Raw genomic sequence first — 18,210 nt, 5'->3', positions numbered from 1 at the left:
GTGCAGATTGACGGCCAGCGGTTCGCCAAAGTCAGCGAACTGCTGCTGGCGATGGAAATGACCGAGCAGGTGGGCGGACTCTCTTGTCTAGAGCTGCGCTTTAGCAATGTGGCCAGTGAACCGATGGGCGCTGGCTTTGCCTTTGAAGATAATCAAATTCTCAAGCTGGGCGCGGCGGTGAAGGTCTATGGCGGCGACGAGACCCAGCCGCAGGAGCTGTTTCAAGGCTATATCACCGGACTAGAAGCTGACTTTGGTGAAAAGTCACCGCCCGAGCTAGTGGTCCTGGCAGAAGACGCCGCGCAAAGAGCCCGGATGGATCGGCGCACGCAAGTTTATGCCGAAAGTTCTGTGGCCGATATCGCAACGCAGATTGCCCAGCGGCTGAGTCTAGCACCCGTGATCACGGCGCTGAGCGACACGCGGGGAACGTGGGTGCAGATGAATGAGAGTGACCTGTGCTTCTTGCGACGGCTGCTGACTCGCTTTGATGCGGATGTTCAGGTGGTGGGCAGTGAGCTGCACGTTTCTCCAAGAGGTGACGTGCGGCGAGGTGAAGTAGAACTCATTCTACACAGCCAGCTTCGCAGTGCCAGACTGATGGCGGACTTGGCTCATCAGGTGAATGAGGTGACGATTACCGGGTGGAATTCGTTGCAGGGTCAGCGAACTCGCAGCAGCAGTCGTGGCGATGCTTTGGGGCCAGGTAGTGGCCAAACCGGGGCCGAAATCTTGCGACAGACGATAGGAGAACGTCAGCATCACATCAGCCACTTAGCAGCGCCGACAGATTCGGAGGCGGCAGCTCTGGCAGCGGCAGCGTTTGACGATCGGGCGCGGCGATTTGTGAGCGTGAATGCGACGGCTGAAGGCAATCCGGCGATTCGGCTGGGCACCTATACCAAGCTCACAGGCTTAGGCGATCGCTTTGACAATACCTACTATGTGGTGCGTACCTGCCATCGATTTGATGTGGATAGAGGCTATGAAACAGATTTCGAGGCAGAGTGCGCCTTCTTTAACAGCGGCGGAGGCGGTAGATAGATGACAGCAGCGAGTGGACTGTATGAGGTGCGATCGCCCGGTAGAGCCGAAGGGTGTTATTTAGCCGAAGTTGTTTCTGTTCAAGATCCTGAAAACCTGGGCCGGGTGCAGGTGGTGTCTCTACATGCCGATGGTGTGGTCGATCAAAGCGGCCCGGTGTGGGCGCGGGTGGCGGTGCCGTTTGCCGGGAATAACATGGGCGCGTTTCTGTTGCCGAGCGTCGGGGATGAGGTGCTGATTAACTTTTTACAAGGGGATGCTCGCTTTCCGATTGTGGTCGGGGGTCTGTGGCACGGGTCGGCAGGGCCGCCGGAGACGATCGGCGATCGCGTCGATAAATGGACTCTGGTCGGCGCGGCGGGTACTCGCATTGCCATTGTTGAAGAAGATCAGCCAACGGTTTCTTTTACTACACCGGGCGGCGTTAGCGGTGAATTCAAGGACGTGGGCGGCGGCACGATTGAGTTTAAGTCGGCAGGAACAACCATCACCGTAGACAGCGGCGGGGTGTCTGTGCAGACGCCAAGCAAGGTGTCTGTTAGTGCTAGCCAAGTAGAGGTGAGTGCCGGACAGGTCAATGTCAGCGCGGCGCTATCTAATTTTTCTGGGATTGTGAAATGTGATGTGTTGCAGGCGACGACGGTGATCGCCTCTACCTACACGCCGGGGGCTGGGAACGTATGGTGACGCATCATGTGAAGCTCAGAGGACTGCGATCGCCCCAAATCGAACTCAGCGGAACGACGCCCACGCTGCTGAGCAGAATGGACGCCGACCCTATCTCCGGCGTGCTCGGCGACCTGCAAGATCCCGAGCTAAAAGCGATTGAACAAACGTTGGTGACCCACTTCACCAAAGACGATCCGTGGAAGTTTTATCAGCCAGTGCATCGGGTGTTCCACATTGTTCTATTAGAAGCGTTTTGCGATCCCTACGATGCGACCGAAGGCACTGTCATCGACACCTTTCGCCCTCGCCTCGATCCGCTAAAGATAAACAGCGCGGGCCTGGTGCTGCGTCGCTACGCGCAGGATAGAAGCGGCCAAACGCTCACTGTTCAAGAAGGCTGGCGCACCCTAGACAGCCGCAGTATTGGCGAAGGCTCTAGCGCCGCGAAGCTTTGCGGCTGGGTGCCAATTGCAAATGCCGCCCTAGAACAAGATCCAGATATTCAGCGCCGTTTAGCGCAGCCTCTGGCTTTATCGGCTGCTGTCTCGTCGAGTGCAGGCCAAACAAGACTCAAACTCGGACGCCCCGATCTCGATCGCAAGCTCTCTATCATGCAAACGGTCGAGGCAGGCTACGCAGAACAGATCAGTCCTCTTTTTGTAGCACCGCCAGAGGTATGCGAAGCCCTGGGTAAAACTGTTCTATATGCGCTAGTGCCGCTGACCAGTCCAGAAATTAGCGAATCTAGCAATCTAGACGACGCCTTTACGCTCTCTGAAGTCAAAGACCGACTACCTAATGCCCTTCAAGAAACGCCCAGACAGGAGGTCAGGCTCTCAGATAAAAGCGTCCGTACAACCAAGCTTTCTCTCAGTGAATATAGAGAACTCGTGCGTCAGCTAGTAGAAGAATTAGACTTGCTAAAAGAAACAACTTTCAGTAGCAACCTAATTGATAGCCTTAACGATTTCAGACTGTTTTACGGATCTGAATCTCTTCCAGCAGGCGATGCGCTAGAGGAAGCCGCTGAAGCCTCTATTACTACAGAGGGACTCTTGGGCGATCGGCTGCCGACTGCCTGGGGCGTGATCGATAGCGGGATGGAGAACAACATTGCACAGGCGGTTAAGGCCATTTTAGACAACAGATTAGGTCAGATCAGCACCCAGCTTCGGCGGTTTGACGAGCTAGAACGGCGCTATACGCTACGCGCCTTCATCAGAGTGAAATCGGACGATGGCTGTGCGCCGCAGATCTGCTGGAGCCCAAACAGTGAGACATTTACCATTCGCCCCTGGTATGACAACAGCCCAGCTCAGCCCGTTCAAGTCGCGCTGCCCGATATCTTAGGCAAAGACCGCAGTTTGTTAGAAAAGCTCAAGCCCAACGTCGCTTTTTCGATTCCACCGGGCCTGTTTGATGAGATTGAGGGAATGACATTACAAGATTTGCTAGACGGTAAAAAGCCTTCTAAAGACAGACTCGGCATTGGCTGGATCTGCGGCTTCAACATTCCAATCATCACCATCTGCGCGTTCATTGTGCTGAATATTTTCTTGCAACTGCTCAACTTCATTTTTTGGTGGCTGCCTTTCATCAAGATCTGCGTGCCGATTCCGCAGCGTTCTCAAGGAGGTAACTAGCCGTGCGCGATCGCAATTCCACCAGTCTCAACAATCTCGCTCTGGCCAATCCAGCTTTGATCAGCCCCACTGGCTGGCCCCTGCTCCCCTTGCCTGATGAACAGGGCCAGATGCACTATCCCAGCCTGAGCGATAGCGTCCGCCAGTCGATTGAAATCATCCTACGCACTCGCCCCGGCGAGCAGCTAATGCGGCCTGGGTTTGGCGCGGGCTTAGAAAACTTCTTGCAGCAGCCAAACAATCTGACCACTCGCCGCCGAATTCAGGGCGCGATTACAGAGTCTCTCAATTTATGGGAAAAGAGAATTCTATTGCATAGAGTAGATATAGAAGAAGTGCCAAATCAGCCGACCCACCTACGCATAGAGATTGTGTATCAAATCAAGCGCAGCGGACAGATACAACAGTTGGGACTGACGATGGAGATGGAGGGTTAATCTATGCCAATTCGTCCGCCCGCTCTAGACGATAGAGATTTTGCTGCCCTAGTCGACGAGCTGTTAGACCGGGTCAGCGCGCATACGCCAGAGTGGTCGCCAAGACAGGGCGATCCGGGGCGGACGATGATTGAGCTGTTTGCGTGGCTAGTCGATACGCTGCTATACCGGGCGAATCTGATTCCCGAACGGCAGCGGCTGGCCTTCTTGCGACTGCTCGGTATTGGCATGAGGCCCGCCATTCCAGCCACGGGAATTGTCTCTATCCACCGTGATGACGCACTTAGTCAGTCTGTTTCACTTTTGCCCTATGCCACGATCAAAGGACCAGTTCCCTTTGAGACCAAAAGTGAAATTATGGTGCTGCCTGTCGCTGCCGAGACTTTCTATAAGCGGCGACTGACCGAAGCAGAAGCAGAAGAATTTATCGATATTCAAGCCGCGCTAAAAGAGGTCTATCGGCTCGGGGGCCAGAGCCAAGCTACTCCCTATGTGACGACCGCGCTGTTTGCCGATGGGCAGGCCGAAAGCTTTGATCTATCAACGCAGGCAATTGACCGGTGCCTGTGGATTGCGCTGCTCGCACCGCAGCCAGAGCTAGTCGATGATGTTAGAGAAACGTTGGGCCGTACGAATGAAGATGGGCAGTCACCGCTGATCAACATCGGCGCGGTGCCGCTAATCGATTTGCCCGATCAGTTCTTTGGTCCAGATGCTGTAGAGATTGGGCCGAGAGCCAGACTGCCGTTCACCTGGGAAATTAGCACCGGACGAGAGATTGACAATCGGCCCGAATATCTCCCCTTGCGCGAGCTTGCCGATACAACAAACGGGTTGACTCGTCCGGGCGTATTCCGCTTTGCCCTACCTGCGCCCGCCTTCATCGGCGCACTGTCAAACGATGTGCAGATTGCGTCTGCGGCAGGCACGGGCGATCGCCCTCCACGCCTAGACAATCCTGAAATCGCCGCTCGCTTAGTCACCTGGATTCGGCTGCGCCCCACGGCGCGACTGTCCCACTTTGAGCTGAGCTGGGTAGGAATCAATGCGGTGGAAATTGACCAGCGGCAGACGTTGCGCGATCGCGTCCTGGGCACCTCAGACGGCACGGCAAATCCAGCTTTCGCCCTCCCTAATAGATCTGTTGATCCTGACAGTCTGGTCATTGAAATCGATGAGCCAGGGCTAGGCTATCGCCCCTGGCGAGCAATTGAAGATTTGGCGCTGGCAGACCGAGACGATAGCGTTTATCAGCTCGATTCAGAGGCAGGATCTGTTGTATTTGGCGATGGTTTACGCGGCGCACTGCTGCCAGTCGGTCGCCGGATCAGAGTTGCAGCAATGCGGGCGGGCGGTGGAACAGCCGGGAATTTGCCAGCCGGTTCCTTGAGTGAAATTTCTGCTCAAGACCTGCGCGGCAATCCGGTCGGCAAGCTGAAAGTACAGCAGCCTTTGCCCACTCAGGGCGGTGACGATGCAGAAGATTTGGCCAGCGCCGAACAGCGAATTCCGGCGATGCTGCGTCATCGCGATCGCGCCATCACCCAAAGCGACTATCGCCAGCTAGCAGCGGACACGCCCGGCGTTCGTGTGGGCCGAGTGGAAGTGCTACCGCGCTTTCATCCACACCATGTTTCCACTACTAGCGCTTTGACTCGTGAAGGCGTGCCGGGCGTCGTTTCTGTGATGGTGCTGCCGTTTCAGGGAAATGCTGCGCCGCCAAATCCTCGGCCCGATCGCCCCTTTCTAGAAACTGTTCATGCCTATCTCGACAGCCGCAGGCCGCTAGGCACCGAGCTATACGTAATCGGCGCTCAGTATCGACCAATTGGCCTGAGCGTGGGCGTCGATCTGCTAGACGGGTTTGACTACAGCCGCGTGCTGCTAGAAATTCGCACGGCTTTGTTCGAGTTTTTGTGGCCGCTGATTCCCGGTGGCTTATCAGGAACGGGGTGGCCATTGGGCAAGTCAGTCAGCGATCGCGAACTCGAAACGATTGTGGCTCGCACGGATGGCGTTCGCAGCGTGGATAAAGTCAATCTCTTTGTTCAAGTAGGCGATCGCTGGAGCCTGTCAGAAACAGGAGAGATCAAGCTAGAGCGGTGGGAGCTGCCTGAGCTGCTGTCTGTTGTAGTGGCTCAAGGCAAAACGCCAGAAACGCTGGCTAGCCTGCCGCCGATCGACGACGATGACCTGGGCGTGGGCGTTCCGGTTGTAGTGGAGGTGTGCTGATGGCAGATGCAAATGGCCAACGATTTTGGATGATTTCTGAGCCGGAGCAGTGGACGCTCGCTAATAGAGAAGATGGCAGTCCGTCTGGCGTGGAATATGATCGCGATCGCCGTCGCCTGCGGTTAGCCAGTCAGCGCCTGCGTCCGCTCTGGCCGAATCGCTGGAATATAGAAGTGATATTGCCCGGTGAGGAAGAATCTGAGCGTCTGCGGAGTCAGCCCTTTACCTTTACTGCTCAGGCTGTAAGCGAGACAGAAGAAGATAGCGATCTGTTAATCGCCGCAGTTAGTCCGCAGGCTCTACGGGCCAGTGATGAAGTAACAGATCTAAGCTTGCAAGTCGCCAACCTGGGCGATCAGCAGCGGGCGACGGTGACGTTGGGGTTGCCCGATGGTCGCTACACCACTCGCAGCGCTGTGCTTTCCACAGAAGAAACAGAAGTAGAAACAACAAATTCAACTTTAACGCTTCGCGCCTTGCTCAATCAGCCGGGTGCCTGGTCGCTGCGCCTCACCTTAGCAGACGGACGGCAAAGCCCGCCCTATCACTTCACGGTGCTGAATGCGGTAGAATCCGCTGATTCACTAGAGATTACGACATTAGAAGGAGACACTGCGCCAAATTCTAGCGGGTTTCAAAGATTACGCTTCTTGGGTCAGGGCTTTCAGAGCGGCATGAGCGCCTTTGTAACGTTTCCCGGTGGCAGCAGAGAGATTGCCTCTGGAGACTTGCAGCCTGTCGCGGAAGACAGTTTCGAGCTATTTATTGACTTGCAGGCGACTGCTATTTCTGCTGCCCGCGCTCTGTTGGAACAGGTGCCCGTTGTCCAAGACAGCTTTGGCACTCGCGCCCGTTGGGATGTCATTTCTAGAAGGGTGGTGGCTACGGGTGCGATAGTTCGAGAGGAAACTGAAGACGCCCTAGAACAGGCATTAGAACAGTCAGAAGAGTCAGAATCGACTGGCGAAATCGGAATTTATCTGCCGCCAACTGGGTATACGCCGACAGATTTAACGATGGGCTATGACGGCATTTTGTACGTGGTGCTGCATGCAGGCGACTCGCCCGATCGGTTAGTAATGGTTGATTTACGCGATCGCTGGAATCCTTTTTCCGTACCGCTGCCTACAAACTTCATTCCCTGGCGATTAGCCCCCCACATAGACGGCGGCGTCTATGCCCTCAGCCGCCCCAATGAGGAAAATCCTGAGCGTCAGCTAGTGCGCGTTCAAGGCGAGCCGCTGCCTCGGTACGCACAGCAAGCCTATACGCCGACGACCTTTCGCCCCTGTGAAGAGAATCCCAATCCACCGCGATCGCGCCAGCTATGGGCCGGATCGTTTGAAAACGAGGAAATGGTTGCGATCGCCTCCAACGAAAAAGGAGAACTCGCCCTGCTGAGCTGGGTCACCAACGCTGCTGCCAATCTTCGACTATGGAACAATTCTCAGAACAACTTCCAGAGCAACACCTGGCATTCTCCTATCGCCCTAGCAGGCGCTCAATACCCATTCAGCTTCAAGTGGCTACCCCACCGCCGCGTTGCCCTGCTGCTACCCGGTCTAACCACAGAATCAGTCGTCTACGCGCTGCCGCCTCTCAACCAGCTTGACCAACAAAATAGCGATTCAACTAACTCATCTCCCTTCATGCTTCGGCCCGCAGGCAGCTTCTATCCGCTACAAGACTACACAGGCGGCCCGTTCGTAAACGGCATCACCCAACCGCCCACCTACCCGACTAATTACCCAACGGTAGACAGCGTCAAAACGCTCTACCCACTCTCTTTGCGAACGTTTTCTCCAAACGGTCAGGCCAGCACTCGGCTAATCGATAGTCACAACGTTCAGACCGTCTGGCATCGTCTGTATCTAGAAGCTGTCATTCCTGCTAAAACGGGCATTCAAGTTTTCCTAGCCGCAACTGATACAGAAGCACCGCCACTAGCAGAGGACTGGTTTGAGCATCGCTTTGGTCAGCGGTTCGCGCCGGGGGTGCAGGCTGCTGGAGATCCGGCCTATGACCGACAGATTCCTCTGGGCGCTTGGGTTTCGCAAGCATCTGAAGTCCCGTATCACAGCGGCTTGCTAGGCTGCGAGATCAAACAGAATCAGCAGGGACTGTTTACGGCGCTGATTCAAAGAAGTGGACGGCAGGTGCGATCGCTTCAGGGTCGCTATCTCCAGATTCGCGTCGTCCTAAAAGGCGACGGCCACAAAACGCCCGAAATCGCTGCGATCAGAGCCTATGCGTCCAGATTCTCCTATCTAAATCAATATTTGCCGACGCTCTATCAAGAGTCTCTTTTTGGATCGGACGCCGATTCTGAAGGTACCAGCACCCCTGCCGATTTTCTAGAGCGATTCTTAGACAACTTTGAAGGCGTACTCACTCCGCTAGAAGATCGCATCGCTCAGGCGGATCTACTCACCGATGCTCGCACCGTACCCGCAGAGGCGCTTGACTGGCTAGGTAGCTGGGTCGGCGTCAGCTTTGATTCGGCCTATCCGGTCGAGCGACGACGAAAGCTGCTACAAGCAACGCCCCAGCTACAGCGACGGCGAGGAACGCTTGATGGGCTAAAGCAGGCGATCGATATTGGCACGGGCGGCAGCGTTAGCAGTGGTGAAATTGTTGTATTGGAAGATTTTCGGCTGCGGCGCACCTTTGCCACGATATTAGGGGCAAATTTGGCGGATACTACCAATCCACTCACGGCTGGAATCTCTGTCAGTGGCAACTCGTTTATAGGCGATACGCTAGTGCTGGGTGACGATCAGCAAAGGGAGTTCTTAGCTTTGTTCGGCGCAAACCTGCGGCTAGCAGAAGAGGGGGATGAAGAGGCGATCGCAACCTTCTTTGACAAGCTCGCCAACCGCGTCACCATCTACGTTCACAGCGATGTAGAACCGCAGGATCTCGGGCTGATTCGCCGCATTGCCGATCTCGAATCGCCCGCTCACGTCTACACCCGCGTTGTTGAAACAACAGTCCCTTTCCTCGTTTCTCTATCTGCCCAGGTCGGCCTAGATACCTATCTGCGACCGGAGCGGCAGAGGAAAGTCGTCACCATCGGCGGGGAGTCAGACCAGGGAGGTCCGGGTAGCTATTTAGGCATTCACGATGTTTTACAACAGACTGCTAGCCTAGATCCTCGGCTGACTGGCAACTTTAACGCAGATCTAAGATATCCAGTCGCACGGGGCGAAGCTGACGGTTCGCCGCTAGTCGGTGATTCGTTTGTACTCGATGCCAGTGAGTCTGAAGCCTCTGCGGGGCGCAGCATCAGTCGATATCGCTGGACTTGGCTAGATAGTAGTTAGGGAGTCGCGAAGCGACGGGGTGGGTCAACCGACATGCTATTTACATAACCAACATTCATTTAGATAAAAGGAGAATTTCCATGGCAGAATTTCGCGTTAATCAACCGATTGAGACCAGCGAGCCAAAGATTGAAGTCACTGTCGATCCTGAAAATCCGCTTCCGGTGGGTCAGGCTCGCTTCCGGCTAATCGTTGTGGACGATGCTGGCAACGAATCCGCCGCTGATGAGGTCAATGTCGTCATTCGAGATAGTGAACGACCTACCGCTGTACTTGATGCCCCAGAGCGCGTCAACTTCCGTGATAGCTTCACCCTCTCAGGAGAGCGATCTTCAGATGTGGGCGGTCGAATTGTGAGCTATCGTTGGGAGCTAGTGAACATTCCCGAGCGGCCCAATCGCCCCGGCATAGAGGGACCCGTCATCTTTCGGCCCGGCGATCGCCCGGTGATTAATCGCCCAGTAATCGACAACCCCAACATTCCAACACCGATAAACAACGGTTAAACAACAGCTAGACAACAGCTAGACCACTCGCCCTAGATCATCATGGTAAAGCTCGTACCCGGTAAACCGATTCAAACAAAAACGGCTCAGATCGTTGTCGATCCGGGCATTCCACCCGGACGCTATCGGCTGACCTTGGTCGTGATAGACGACTCTGGCAGCGAGAGTCGCCCCGCCGTTAGAACAATTGAAATCAGCAGACGCTTATGACTACTACCCCTGATCCACTCGCTGCGCCCCCTGGCTCGGATAGTCGCGCCCAGCCCGATAGAGTGTTCTATGCGGCGGGCGTTCTACTCGATGCGCCTGATTTTGCTGCCGAGCAGCTTTATCACCGGGGCCGTCTGGCCAGATCGCTCGCCTATCTTCACGGCAGCGGCACGATTTCTGGACTCAAAGTGCTTTTTCAAGGGGCAGTTGCTCCTGGTGAATTTGGCCTGATTGATCCAGACGATCCGACTTCTGAACAGGTTTTTCCCGATGGCCGCGAAGCTCGAATATTAGTACAGCCCGGTTTGGCTGTCGATCGATTAGGCCGACTGATCGAGGTGCCTGGTGCCGCCTGCCTGCGGCTACAGCCCTGGCTAGAAGATCTGCGGGATAGCAAAACAGAAGCAGAGTTAGATACCTTTGTTCATCCTCAGTCGGGTGAAGCCGATACGACCATTAGCAGAGGGAATTCGGCAACGCCTATCAGTGTCAGCGGCGGCAATCGCGGCATTGTTGCAGATATTTTTATCCGCTTTCGCATTTGTGAGGCGGGAGGACGTACGCCTGCTTTTGCCTCTGGGCCTTTTGATGCGACCGATGCCAACGTTCCAGCTAGGCTGCGAGATGCCTATGAGCTGAGCCTGCGACCTAGAGCCGAGGACACGGCTAATCTGGGCAATGTTTTACCACGTAGTCCTTGGGCTGATGCAACTGATTTGCAAAGCTTACAGAGCGCTGTCTTTGAAACCTGGGAAGAGACTAGCGCAGGCTGGACTAGTGAATCGCCTAACCCTAGAGCTGAACATGCCAGCGGCCAAGATACAACAGATTTGTTTTTAGCACGACTGCTGATCGTCACGCCAGAAGATGATAGTCCGCCAACCGCGCAGGTGGATAACTACAGTCGTAGCTTTGTCTATCCATCTGGTGCGATCGCCCGCTGGCAAGAAATCAATCGTCCCTCTCCCTAGTCCTTTTCACCTTTTTGTAGTCTTTTCTAGCTGCTCTCCTTACCACACCAAAACCGTCGCGCCATGTCTGACCCATACAACCCCGCCAGAGAAGATATCGAACAAAGCGAAAGCGTCATACTGACCGAAAACGGTACGCTGATCACTTCTGAGCAAAGCAGACCGCTCTATTTCGACGGGCGTTTCCTAAAGGCTGAAGATCTCATTTCAGAACAAACCTACTTTCTCAAGCGACAGGCTACCTTGAACAGAGCGAATGGCTTTGGGGTCGTGCGTGGATTAGAAGTGACAGAAGAGAGGACATCTAGGTTTCGAGTGGTGATTGCTAAGGGCAGTGGCGTCACGCCTAGCGGCGAGTCGGTAGTGCTCGAAAATGACTTGCCCATCAATCTGTCGGATACGGCTCGAATTGCCATGTACGATGCGGCAATGGGAGTGGCCCAGAAGACACCGGATGCGGAGAATGCGAGAGAGTCAGCGCGATCGCAAACAGGCGTCTTTATCCTGGGGCTAAGGCTGGTGGAATACAAGACAGGAAATGTACCGAGCTTTCCAACTAGTAGCGGCGGGCTAGCGACTGGAACAATCGGCACCCAGAAAGGTGAAATTGTGGAGGCGACAGCGGTGACGCTAGCTCGCTACAGCGATGTAGGAGAGGACAGAATGCGATCGCGTATCGCTGGTGACATCTTCTCGGGTAAAACAATTCCTCCAGAGCCTGCCAACATGCTGCCGCTAGCGATGATTGCGCTAGAGAACAACAGAATCCAGTGGGTCGACAACTTTCTCGTTCGCCGAGAGCTAAGAAACGTGGCCAGCGGTCCGCTCGGACTGCAGACGGTGCCTCGGGCGCTACGCTTTGCTCACTTACAGCAATACAATCAGCAGCTTAGTGAAGAAACTTCACCTGATAAGGGCAGATTTTCCGCGTCTAGCAAGTTTGATAGTTTGCCTGCCGCTGGCCGATTGCCCAGATCAGCCGTTAGCACAGAAGACTTTAGCCAGACTTACTTTCCGCCGGAGATTTCGGTGCAGCTCACCGCTGTTCCTACTGACGAAGTGGCCGCGCTGATAGAAGATTCGCTCGTCCTACCGCCCATCAATCTCAGAGCGAGTGCCGCCGAGCTAGAAAGTCTTTCTCTTCTACTAGTGATTCCGATGATAAGACAGGCGCTGACGGAACTCAAGCGAAAGCTAGCAGCGGCATCAGCGACTGCGGCTGCGCCTCAGCCAATTCCAACAATCTCCTCGATTCGCTTTCAAAATACAGCCTTCTTTCGCAAACCGCTGATTCTGAGCGTGCCAGGTGCGATCGCCAAACGTAATCCCCTCCAAAAGCTCTACGACCTCAAGCGTCCAAAACTTCTTCGCCTACAGCCACCAACTAATCCTACAGACGAGCAGTCTGTCGACGATCTTTGGCAGCAGGCTCTGACAGGTGCGAGTGAACTTTGGTATGTTCGTCAGCGAAACATTCCCTATCAGTCAGAGATTGTCGGTACAGCCGTTCCGCTGACCGGAGACGATACCACCGTCGAGCGTCAGGTCAATGAACGCATTGCTGAACTTGATCTCACGAGTCGATTCGCCGATCTTCAGAACAACGCAGGTGTTATTGCTAGAGCAGAAGTTGTCTCGCTTCTGGGCTCTCCTCAAATCAATCGATCTAATCTCTTACTTCGTAGCGCGATTAGAGACTTGGGAAATATCTCCCCAGCCGAGCCAACAGAAACTGACGAACCTTCCACGGAAGCTAATCCAATCACCAATCCAATCACCAATCCAATTAATAGAGCCCGTGTGGCGCGTGTGGCCGAACGCTTCGGCGATCCCAGACTCGGTGAGGGCATCAGCCGCCTAGAATCTGTTGCACCTGCCATCAAAGAGAACGAAGCCATCGTCAGCGCCCTAGCCGATTCTGGCGATGTGATTGCCTTAGACCGGGTCGCACGTACGCTTTCACCCAGCGAACTCAACACCTTTGGCCGAGAGCTAACGACCCTAGCGCAGCGTGGCAATACGGCAGAGGTGAGTTCTTTAATTCGCAATCGCTTGGAGGTGGTCCGATGAGCAATTCAACGGGTGGTAAATCGGCTAGTTCAAGGAAGACCAGTTCAACAAAGCTCAGTCCAATAAAACGGATAGATGATGTACTCTTTGGCGAACGCATTGTTGAAATGAGTCCACCGCCCGACAACCCGCAGGAGCTAGGGCGAAGACGGCTCAACCTATTCGAAGGGCGCAGGCTCAGCCATCAAAATCTAGCGCTGGCTCAAAATCACATTGACCGCCATCTAGCGCGGCTAGGTCAACAGCTTTCACCCGGTGTGATTGACGGTCTAGTCGCTTCTTTTGTGGATGAGGGTTTTGATAATCCGCTAAACCAGCGACTGTTGATTTCCGACGGGTCTGGCCTTAGCCACTTGGGTGAAGACGTTCAGCTACCCGCAGATCACGAAGTTGTGGTTGGTAATCTGTCAGTCTATGCGCCGCCTGAAGTGCTGCAACCGCCTGAAGAAGCTGAAGAATCTGAAGCTGAAGAATCTGAATCTGAAGAGTCTGAAGGCGAGCCAACCGAGGAACCCATTGAAAGCGCGCTCAGACCTCGCAGGCTAGGCGGATCTTTACAGTCGCTAGTGAGCCAAGACGTTGACCTACCCAAAGTAGGAATTCTGCTGCTAGAGCCTGTGGTTGTTAACAGCGCTAGCACCGAACCCAGTGACGATCCCTGTCAGCTCAATATCGAGGGGTTAGCCTTTGCCAACCTGAAAAAAATCAACGGCGTTCGACTCTCTCTCTATACCTGGCCAGAAGAGTGGCTGTCTTTGCCACCGCTAGCAACAGAATCAACCGACACGGCAGGTGTAAATCGCTGGCGCAGCAGTCTGGCCTACAGCATTTTTCGGCGTGAGCTAGCTGAGCCGATGCCCTGGGAATCGTTTGGCGTACCGATTGCTCTGCTAGGGTTTGACGCGAATTGGAAACTGTTGTTCAGCGATCGCCACGCAGTGGTTCGGCAGGGCGGCAGATCGCTTCATCGGATGCTGCCTGTTCCTAACTCTGGCAATCCCTTTTTGTGGCAGGCCAGAATAGAACAGTTTGCCGAGCAGCTATTTGAGCTAGATCGCGATCGCATTCCGGTAGAAGATCTGGCCAATTACTTCACCTGGCTACCGCCTGCGGGTGGACTACCGCCCGATGTGATCGAAAATTTAGCGCTGCCACCAGGCGGAACGAACGGCGATCGCATTCAGCACTTTTTTCCCACCGGCTACCGCATCGAAGCCGCGCCCATTCCCAAAGATCAGCTAGATCTAATCTTTAAAGAAAGTGCTTCCCTTCAGCCCTACGACACCGTCAGCAACGACGCTTCTAACCAGGTGAAGCTGCTTGTCCCCGTAGAAGAAGAGTATTACGATCCTGATCTATTGAAAGTAGAAGAGATTGACCCGGAGTTCAACACAACGCTTTCTCGCTTCATCAACGATCGGGCGGCTGTGCTGCATCGGCGTCAGCTAGTACGTGATCGCGCCTCCTTACTCAACCAATCTATCACGGGCAAACTCAGCCTCTACCCCAGCCCCGACCCAGACCAGCTAGAATTCAATGAAAAGGACATACCAGATTCTCCCTTTGACAGTCAAAGCGCCCACCAAAGCAGCCTCTCACGAGGAATACACGAGCACGGCTTTAACGTTTCAAGCACAGGCGATACGCTGACACTTCAGGCGGGCGATCGCCTACTCACCTATGTCTATCTCGATGTAGACAATCCGCCCGCGCAGCTAATGCTGACCTTTCGGCTAGGCAAAAACAGCGAACACCGGGCCTATTGGGGACCTGTTTCTAGCCGGATCGAAAGAGGCATTCCCGGTACGGCCAGCCTGTATCGCGTGGGCAATCTGCCAGTGGCGGACGAATGGATTCGGCTAGAAGTGCCGATGGACGCAGTCGGCCTAAACCCAGGTAATGTTCTGACTGGCATGACGTTTAGTTTGTTCAACGGCAGAGCCGCCTGGGGACACACGGCGCGCCTAGCAAATGACGGCAGTGAAGACACCTGGTTGGGAACAGAATTGCCTAACAGTGCGACCGTATTGCCAACGGGAGAAACTAGCGAGCCCTGGCTGTGGCTAACGGCTGAAGAAAGACTGACGCCCTTTGAACAGCGCTATGGCATTGAACAAGAATCGGCAGTAGATAAGAACAACAATCCGATTACAACTAAAGTGATTACGCCAATCGAAGTGCTCAAAGCCGACCTACGGGCGTCTTCGCCAATTGACTTAGACGCGGTGAGAATTGTTGAACCCAAATCAGATGACGATAAAGATGGATTAACCGCAATCTTGAGCTTAATTCCGTCAGAATCGCCTGTGACCGGAAATGTAAGGGCGCGATCGCTCACCATTCGCGGTGTTCTCTCCGCAGCCGACCGCGATGCCCTGACTGCCTATTCCAACTCTACGCAAGAGGGACTTGGCGATGTTTCTGCTGCCGTTCGCAATATCTTTCGAGATGCGATCGCCGAGTTATTCACCCAGTCACAAGACAATACGCTGCTAGAAAGCATTACCGAACAGGGACTAGCGCCTTTTATCAGAGAGTTAGAACAGCGCAGTAGCGAAGCCAACGACACTGTCGAGTTTGGCTTTTTGCAGGTGCGTACCGATATGTTTCGAGTGCGTCAGTTTGTTCTAGGCGAAGAAGAAGCTAGCCGCCTGTCAGTTTCTCCTACCTTGGGTGCGATCGCCAAACAAGCCAGCGCCAGCGGTAGTCAGGAAGCACTCAACAGTTTCTTTGAAAAGATCAAAGCCGATACTATCTTAAAGTCTCCCAACGAGCTTGTTATCCAGCCACCGACTAGCTTCGAGCCAGTGAAGATTTCTTCGGCTCCTAGAGGACTAGAGTCAGAACTCTCCTTCATCGAGGCTAGGGTCCGCACGCCTAGGACATCATCGACACGCCCGCCCCGTTCTACTCTCTCTGCCGCTGGCTTACCGGGATCTCAGGCTGCTAGCACTGATACTTTATTTCGCTCAGGCGTAGCAAGTACTGGTAGTCAGCCGCAGCGGTTCGATCTATCTAGCAATATCAACCGCATCATCGGTAGTGGCACAAGCACCTCATTCATAGAAGCGCGTCCAATCAACAATATCATCACCTCCGACGCCCAATTCTTTACGACAGATAGAGCAGTTAGAGCAATCGATAAAAGCGACCTACTCGCCGCCACCGTCAGCCTAAGAGACGCAAACCAGTTGCCCAGAGCAACCGATACCTCCACTCAAAAACTCTTCTTCGGCAAAACCTCAAAAGCCGTTGTCAATCAGTCGCCTATCGTTGGCAAAGTCAACCCCAGTATCACCATTGCTGAAAGGCTAAAAGAACCGCCCGCCCCTGAAACTCGCAACTATACTCTCGCCGGTAGAGTCTCCGTTTTCAGCGGCATCGCCAACAACGCTATTTTTAAAGATCTCTCGCTTCCCGGCAAGTTTCAAGGCACATTTGGTCAGCTTAAACAGCGGCCCGACAGATTCGAGGCCAATCCAAAAGACCTCTCCGAGTCTCCCGACGAGGCCGAATACTTCTCTTCTAGCGTGCGCGTACTAGACGATACCGTCGCAGCGCTACGACTTGCCGAGCGGCGTTTGGTTGACTATGGAGATGCGATCGCCCGCGCCGAAACCACCCTCAATCAGCTTCAAGCCCTTCGCCAGCAGGCCAACAGCCGTCTCAGCGTCCTCGAAGACGACCTCGCCGTCACCCGCCACGACGTCTCCGTCACCCGTTCCCTACTCGCCGAAGAACAACAGCGCATCGACGCCATCAACCAGCGCCGCCGTTCCATCCTAGAAAACCAGGTAGACTTTGTCTTTTATCATCGTCCTCGCAGCCTTGGACCAGACATCGACGTGCCCATGCGTGACCTGCTCCCAGGCGTTCAGTTTCCGGCTCGGCCCACCTGCCTCCGCTATCCGGTTCGCCTACCCGAAGCGCTCAAAGAAGCCTCAGAACTGTTGCGTCAATCGCCCATCAACTGGTTCCCCGAAACTCGAGTAAAAACTAAGCAATTCAACCGCCCCGAGCCGCTACTAAAAGCCATCGACCAGAGCGTCATCGCCGCTAAAACTAAAGCAGTCCAACCGAGCACGCCAGCCCTAAACAGATTCTCACTTCAAAGTGCTAGCTACGCCAGCGCTATCAGTCGCACTGTTGTTTCTCAGCGGCGAGTTGTCGAACAGTATCGCGTTGACCGCACTCAGGTCGAACCCAGCCGACTTGCCGCCGTTAGCTGGCAGTCCCTGATCCAGCGGGCGTATTTCATCCTCACCCTTGGCGATCTAATCGACAACAACAGCGGTGAGCTGTCGCGCTCAGCTTCTAGAGAGTTCACCTATCTCACTCGGGCGCTGGGCTGTTTATACAGCCAATTTAGCCAGGTGCGTCCGGTCATCCGTCTCGCCTGGGCCGAACGACTCAGCCAATACGACAATCCTGTCAGCCTACGCAACTTTGGCAACCTGCCGCGCTGGGGAGAAATCGACTATCTCGCTCGAAAAGAGATGCAGTCAGTTGCAGACTGGCTGTATTCACGGGTGTCTGACGACTTTGCCGATACGATCGCCCTAGTCAACGATCTCGTCCGCATTTGCATTCTGCTAGCCAGCGCCGCCCCCGTCGATCAAATCATCGCAGGCCGCGTAGAATCGCCGACACCCGCCAGCAAAGGCAGCAGCGTTAATATCACCATCAACCCCGCCCAGGTAGCAATCGGTATGGAAGTCTCCTTCTACGACAAGAGCAACATCGCCGTGGCTACAGGCATCGTTGAAGATATGATTAGCAACCGCGCCGCCGCCCGCATCACCGCCACCTATACCCAGACCGTTCAGCTCGCCGCCAACACCCGCGCCCGCTTTCAGTCCGCAGTTGATTTTAGTGATTTAGAGGTGCTGCTATGACGCTAAACTCATACGTGATCGCCCTCCCAACCCGCCGCGTCCATCAAGTCCAGCTCACCGCGCCTTCCCACAATCTAATCGGTCGAGGTCGCCTCCTGCTAGAAGACGCGCTGCACACCGTCAGCCTGCCCGCCGCCGCCAGCAGCCAACTGTTGTTTATTCGCCAGCTCGACGTTGGCAGCATTCACAGCGCTAAAAGCTCAGCCGCTC

Annotated in this window: 12 protein-coding genes; all 12 read left to right on the top strand. The window is 54.7% G+C overall.

The window, feature by feature from the left end; genetic code table 11:
• A partial coding sequence (locus IQ256_RS23675) for a phage late control D family protein (protein WP_193858161.1) occupies positions 1 to 1,044 on the top strand: 1,044 nt, incomplete at its 5' end.
• Positions 1,045 to 1,731 (top strand): phage baseplate assembly protein V, encoded by a 687-nt coding sequence (locus tag IQ256_RS23670; RefSeq protein WP_193858160.1) that lies wholly within the window; start codon positions 1,045 to 1,047, stop codon positions 1,729 to 1,731. It begins immediately after the preceding gene.
• Positions 1,725 to 3,356 (top strand): hypothetical protein, encoded by a 1,632-nt coding sequence (locus tag IQ256_RS23665; RefSeq protein ID WP_193858159.1) that lies wholly within the window; start codon positions 1,725 to 1,727, stop codon positions 3,354 to 3,356. Before IQ256_RS23670 ends, IQ256_RS23665 begins: the two co-directional genes overlap by 7 nt.
• A gap of 2 nt (positions 3,357 to 3,358) precedes the next feature.
• Entirely contained in the window at positions 3,359 to 3,793 is a 435-nt protein-coding gene (locus IQ256_RS23660; protein ID WP_370623532.1) for a GPW/gp25 family protein, read from the top strand.
• A gap of 3 nt (positions 3,794 to 3,796) precedes the next feature.
• Positions 3,797 to 6,025, top strand: a complete 2,229-nt coding sequence (locus IQ256_RS23655; protein WP_193858158.1) for a putative baseplate assembly protein — start codon at positions 3,797 to 3,799, stop codon at positions 6,023 to 6,025.
• Positions 6,025 to 9,348, top strand: a complete 3,324-nt coding sequence (locus IQ256_RS23650) for a phage tail protein (RefSeq protein WP_193858157.1) — start codon at positions 6,025 to 6,027, stop codon at positions 9,346 to 9,348. The genes IQ256_RS23655 and IQ256_RS23650 overlap by 1 nt, the downstream gene beginning before the upstream one ends.
• 80 nt (positions 9,349 to 9,428) lie before the next feature.
• Positions 9,429 to 9,854, top strand: coding sequence for a hypothetical protein (locus IQ256_RS23645; protein WP_193858156.1), 426 nt, complete (start codon positions 9,429 to 9,431; stop codon positions 9,852 to 9,854).
• Positions 9,855 to 9,896: 42 nt separating this feature from the next.
• Positions 9,897 to 10,064, top strand: coding sequence for a hypothetical protein (locus IQ256_RS23640; protein ID WP_193858155.1), 168 nt, complete (start codon positions 9,897 to 9,899; stop codon positions 10,062 to 10,064).
• A complete protein-coding gene (locus IQ256_RS23635; protein WP_193858154.1) occupies positions 10,061 to 11,035 on the top strand; it encodes a hypothetical protein in 975 nt (324 codons plus the stop codon). The genes IQ256_RS23640 and IQ256_RS23635 overlap by 4 nt, the downstream gene beginning before the upstream one ends.
• 63 nt (positions 11,036 to 11,098) lie before the next feature.
• Positions 11,099 to 13,105, top strand: coding sequence for a hypothetical protein (locus tag IQ256_RS23630; RefSeq protein WP_193858153.1), 2,007 nt, complete (start codon positions 11,099 to 11,101; stop codon positions 13,103 to 13,105).
• Positions 13,102 to 18,000 (top strand): hypothetical protein, encoded by a 4,899-nt coding sequence (locus IQ256_RS23625; RefSeq protein WP_193858152.1) that lies wholly within the window; start codon positions 13,102 to 13,104, stop codon positions 17,998 to 18,000. Before IQ256_RS23630 ends, IQ256_RS23625 begins: the two co-directional genes overlap by 4 nt.
• Positions 17,997 to 18,210: hypothetical protein (locus IQ256_RS23620; RefSeq protein ID WP_193858151.1), on the top strand; the 214-nt coding region annotated here is incomplete at its 3' end. The genes IQ256_RS23625 and IQ256_RS23620, both read left to right, overlap by 4 nt.

Source organism: cf. Phormidesmis sp. LEGE 11477 (assembly GCF_015207105.1).
In the GTDB taxonomy this organism is placed as follows: Bacteria; Cyanobacteriota; Cyanobacteriia; order Phormidesmidales; family Phormidesmidaceae; genus Phormidesmis.
Note: the sequence above shows the minus strand (reverse complement) of the source record. Positions and strands in the feature narration are given on the sequence as shown.

Coding starts and splice junctions, on each gene's coding strand:
- IQ256_RS23670 (WP_193858160.1), top strand. CDS start 1,045: ATGACAGCAGCGAGTGGACTGTATGAGGTGCGATCGCCCGGTAGAGCC.
- IQ256_RS23665 (WP_193858159.1), top strand. CDS start 1,725: ATGGTGACGCATCATGTGAAGCTCAGAGGACTGCGATCGCCCCAAATC.
- IQ256_RS23655 (WP_193858158.1), top strand. CDS start 3,797: ATGCCAATTCGTCCGCCCGCTCTAGACGATAGAGATTTTGCTGCCCTA.
- IQ256_RS23650 (WP_193858157.1), top strand. CDS start 6,025: ATGGCAGATGCAAATGGCCAACGATTTTGGATGATTTCTGAGCCGGAG.
- IQ256_RS23645 (WP_193858156.1), top strand. CDS start 9,429: ATGGCAGAATTTCGCGTTAATCAACCGATTGAGACCAGCGAGCCAAAG.
- IQ256_RS23640 (WP_193858155.1), top strand. CDS start 9,897: ATGGTAAAGCTCGTACCCGGTAAACCGATTCAAACAAAAACGGCTCAG.
- IQ256_RS23635 (WP_193858154.1), top strand. CDS start 10,061: ATGACTACTACCCCTGATCCACTCGCTGCGCCCCCTGGCTCGGATAGT.
- IQ256_RS23630 (WP_193858153.1), top strand. CDS start 11,099: ATGTCTGACCCATACAACCCCGCCAGAGAAGATATCGAACAAAGCGAA.
- IQ256_RS23625 (WP_193858152.1), top strand. CDS start 13,102: ATGAGCAATTCAACGGGTGGTAAATCGGCTAGTTCAAGGAAGACCAGT.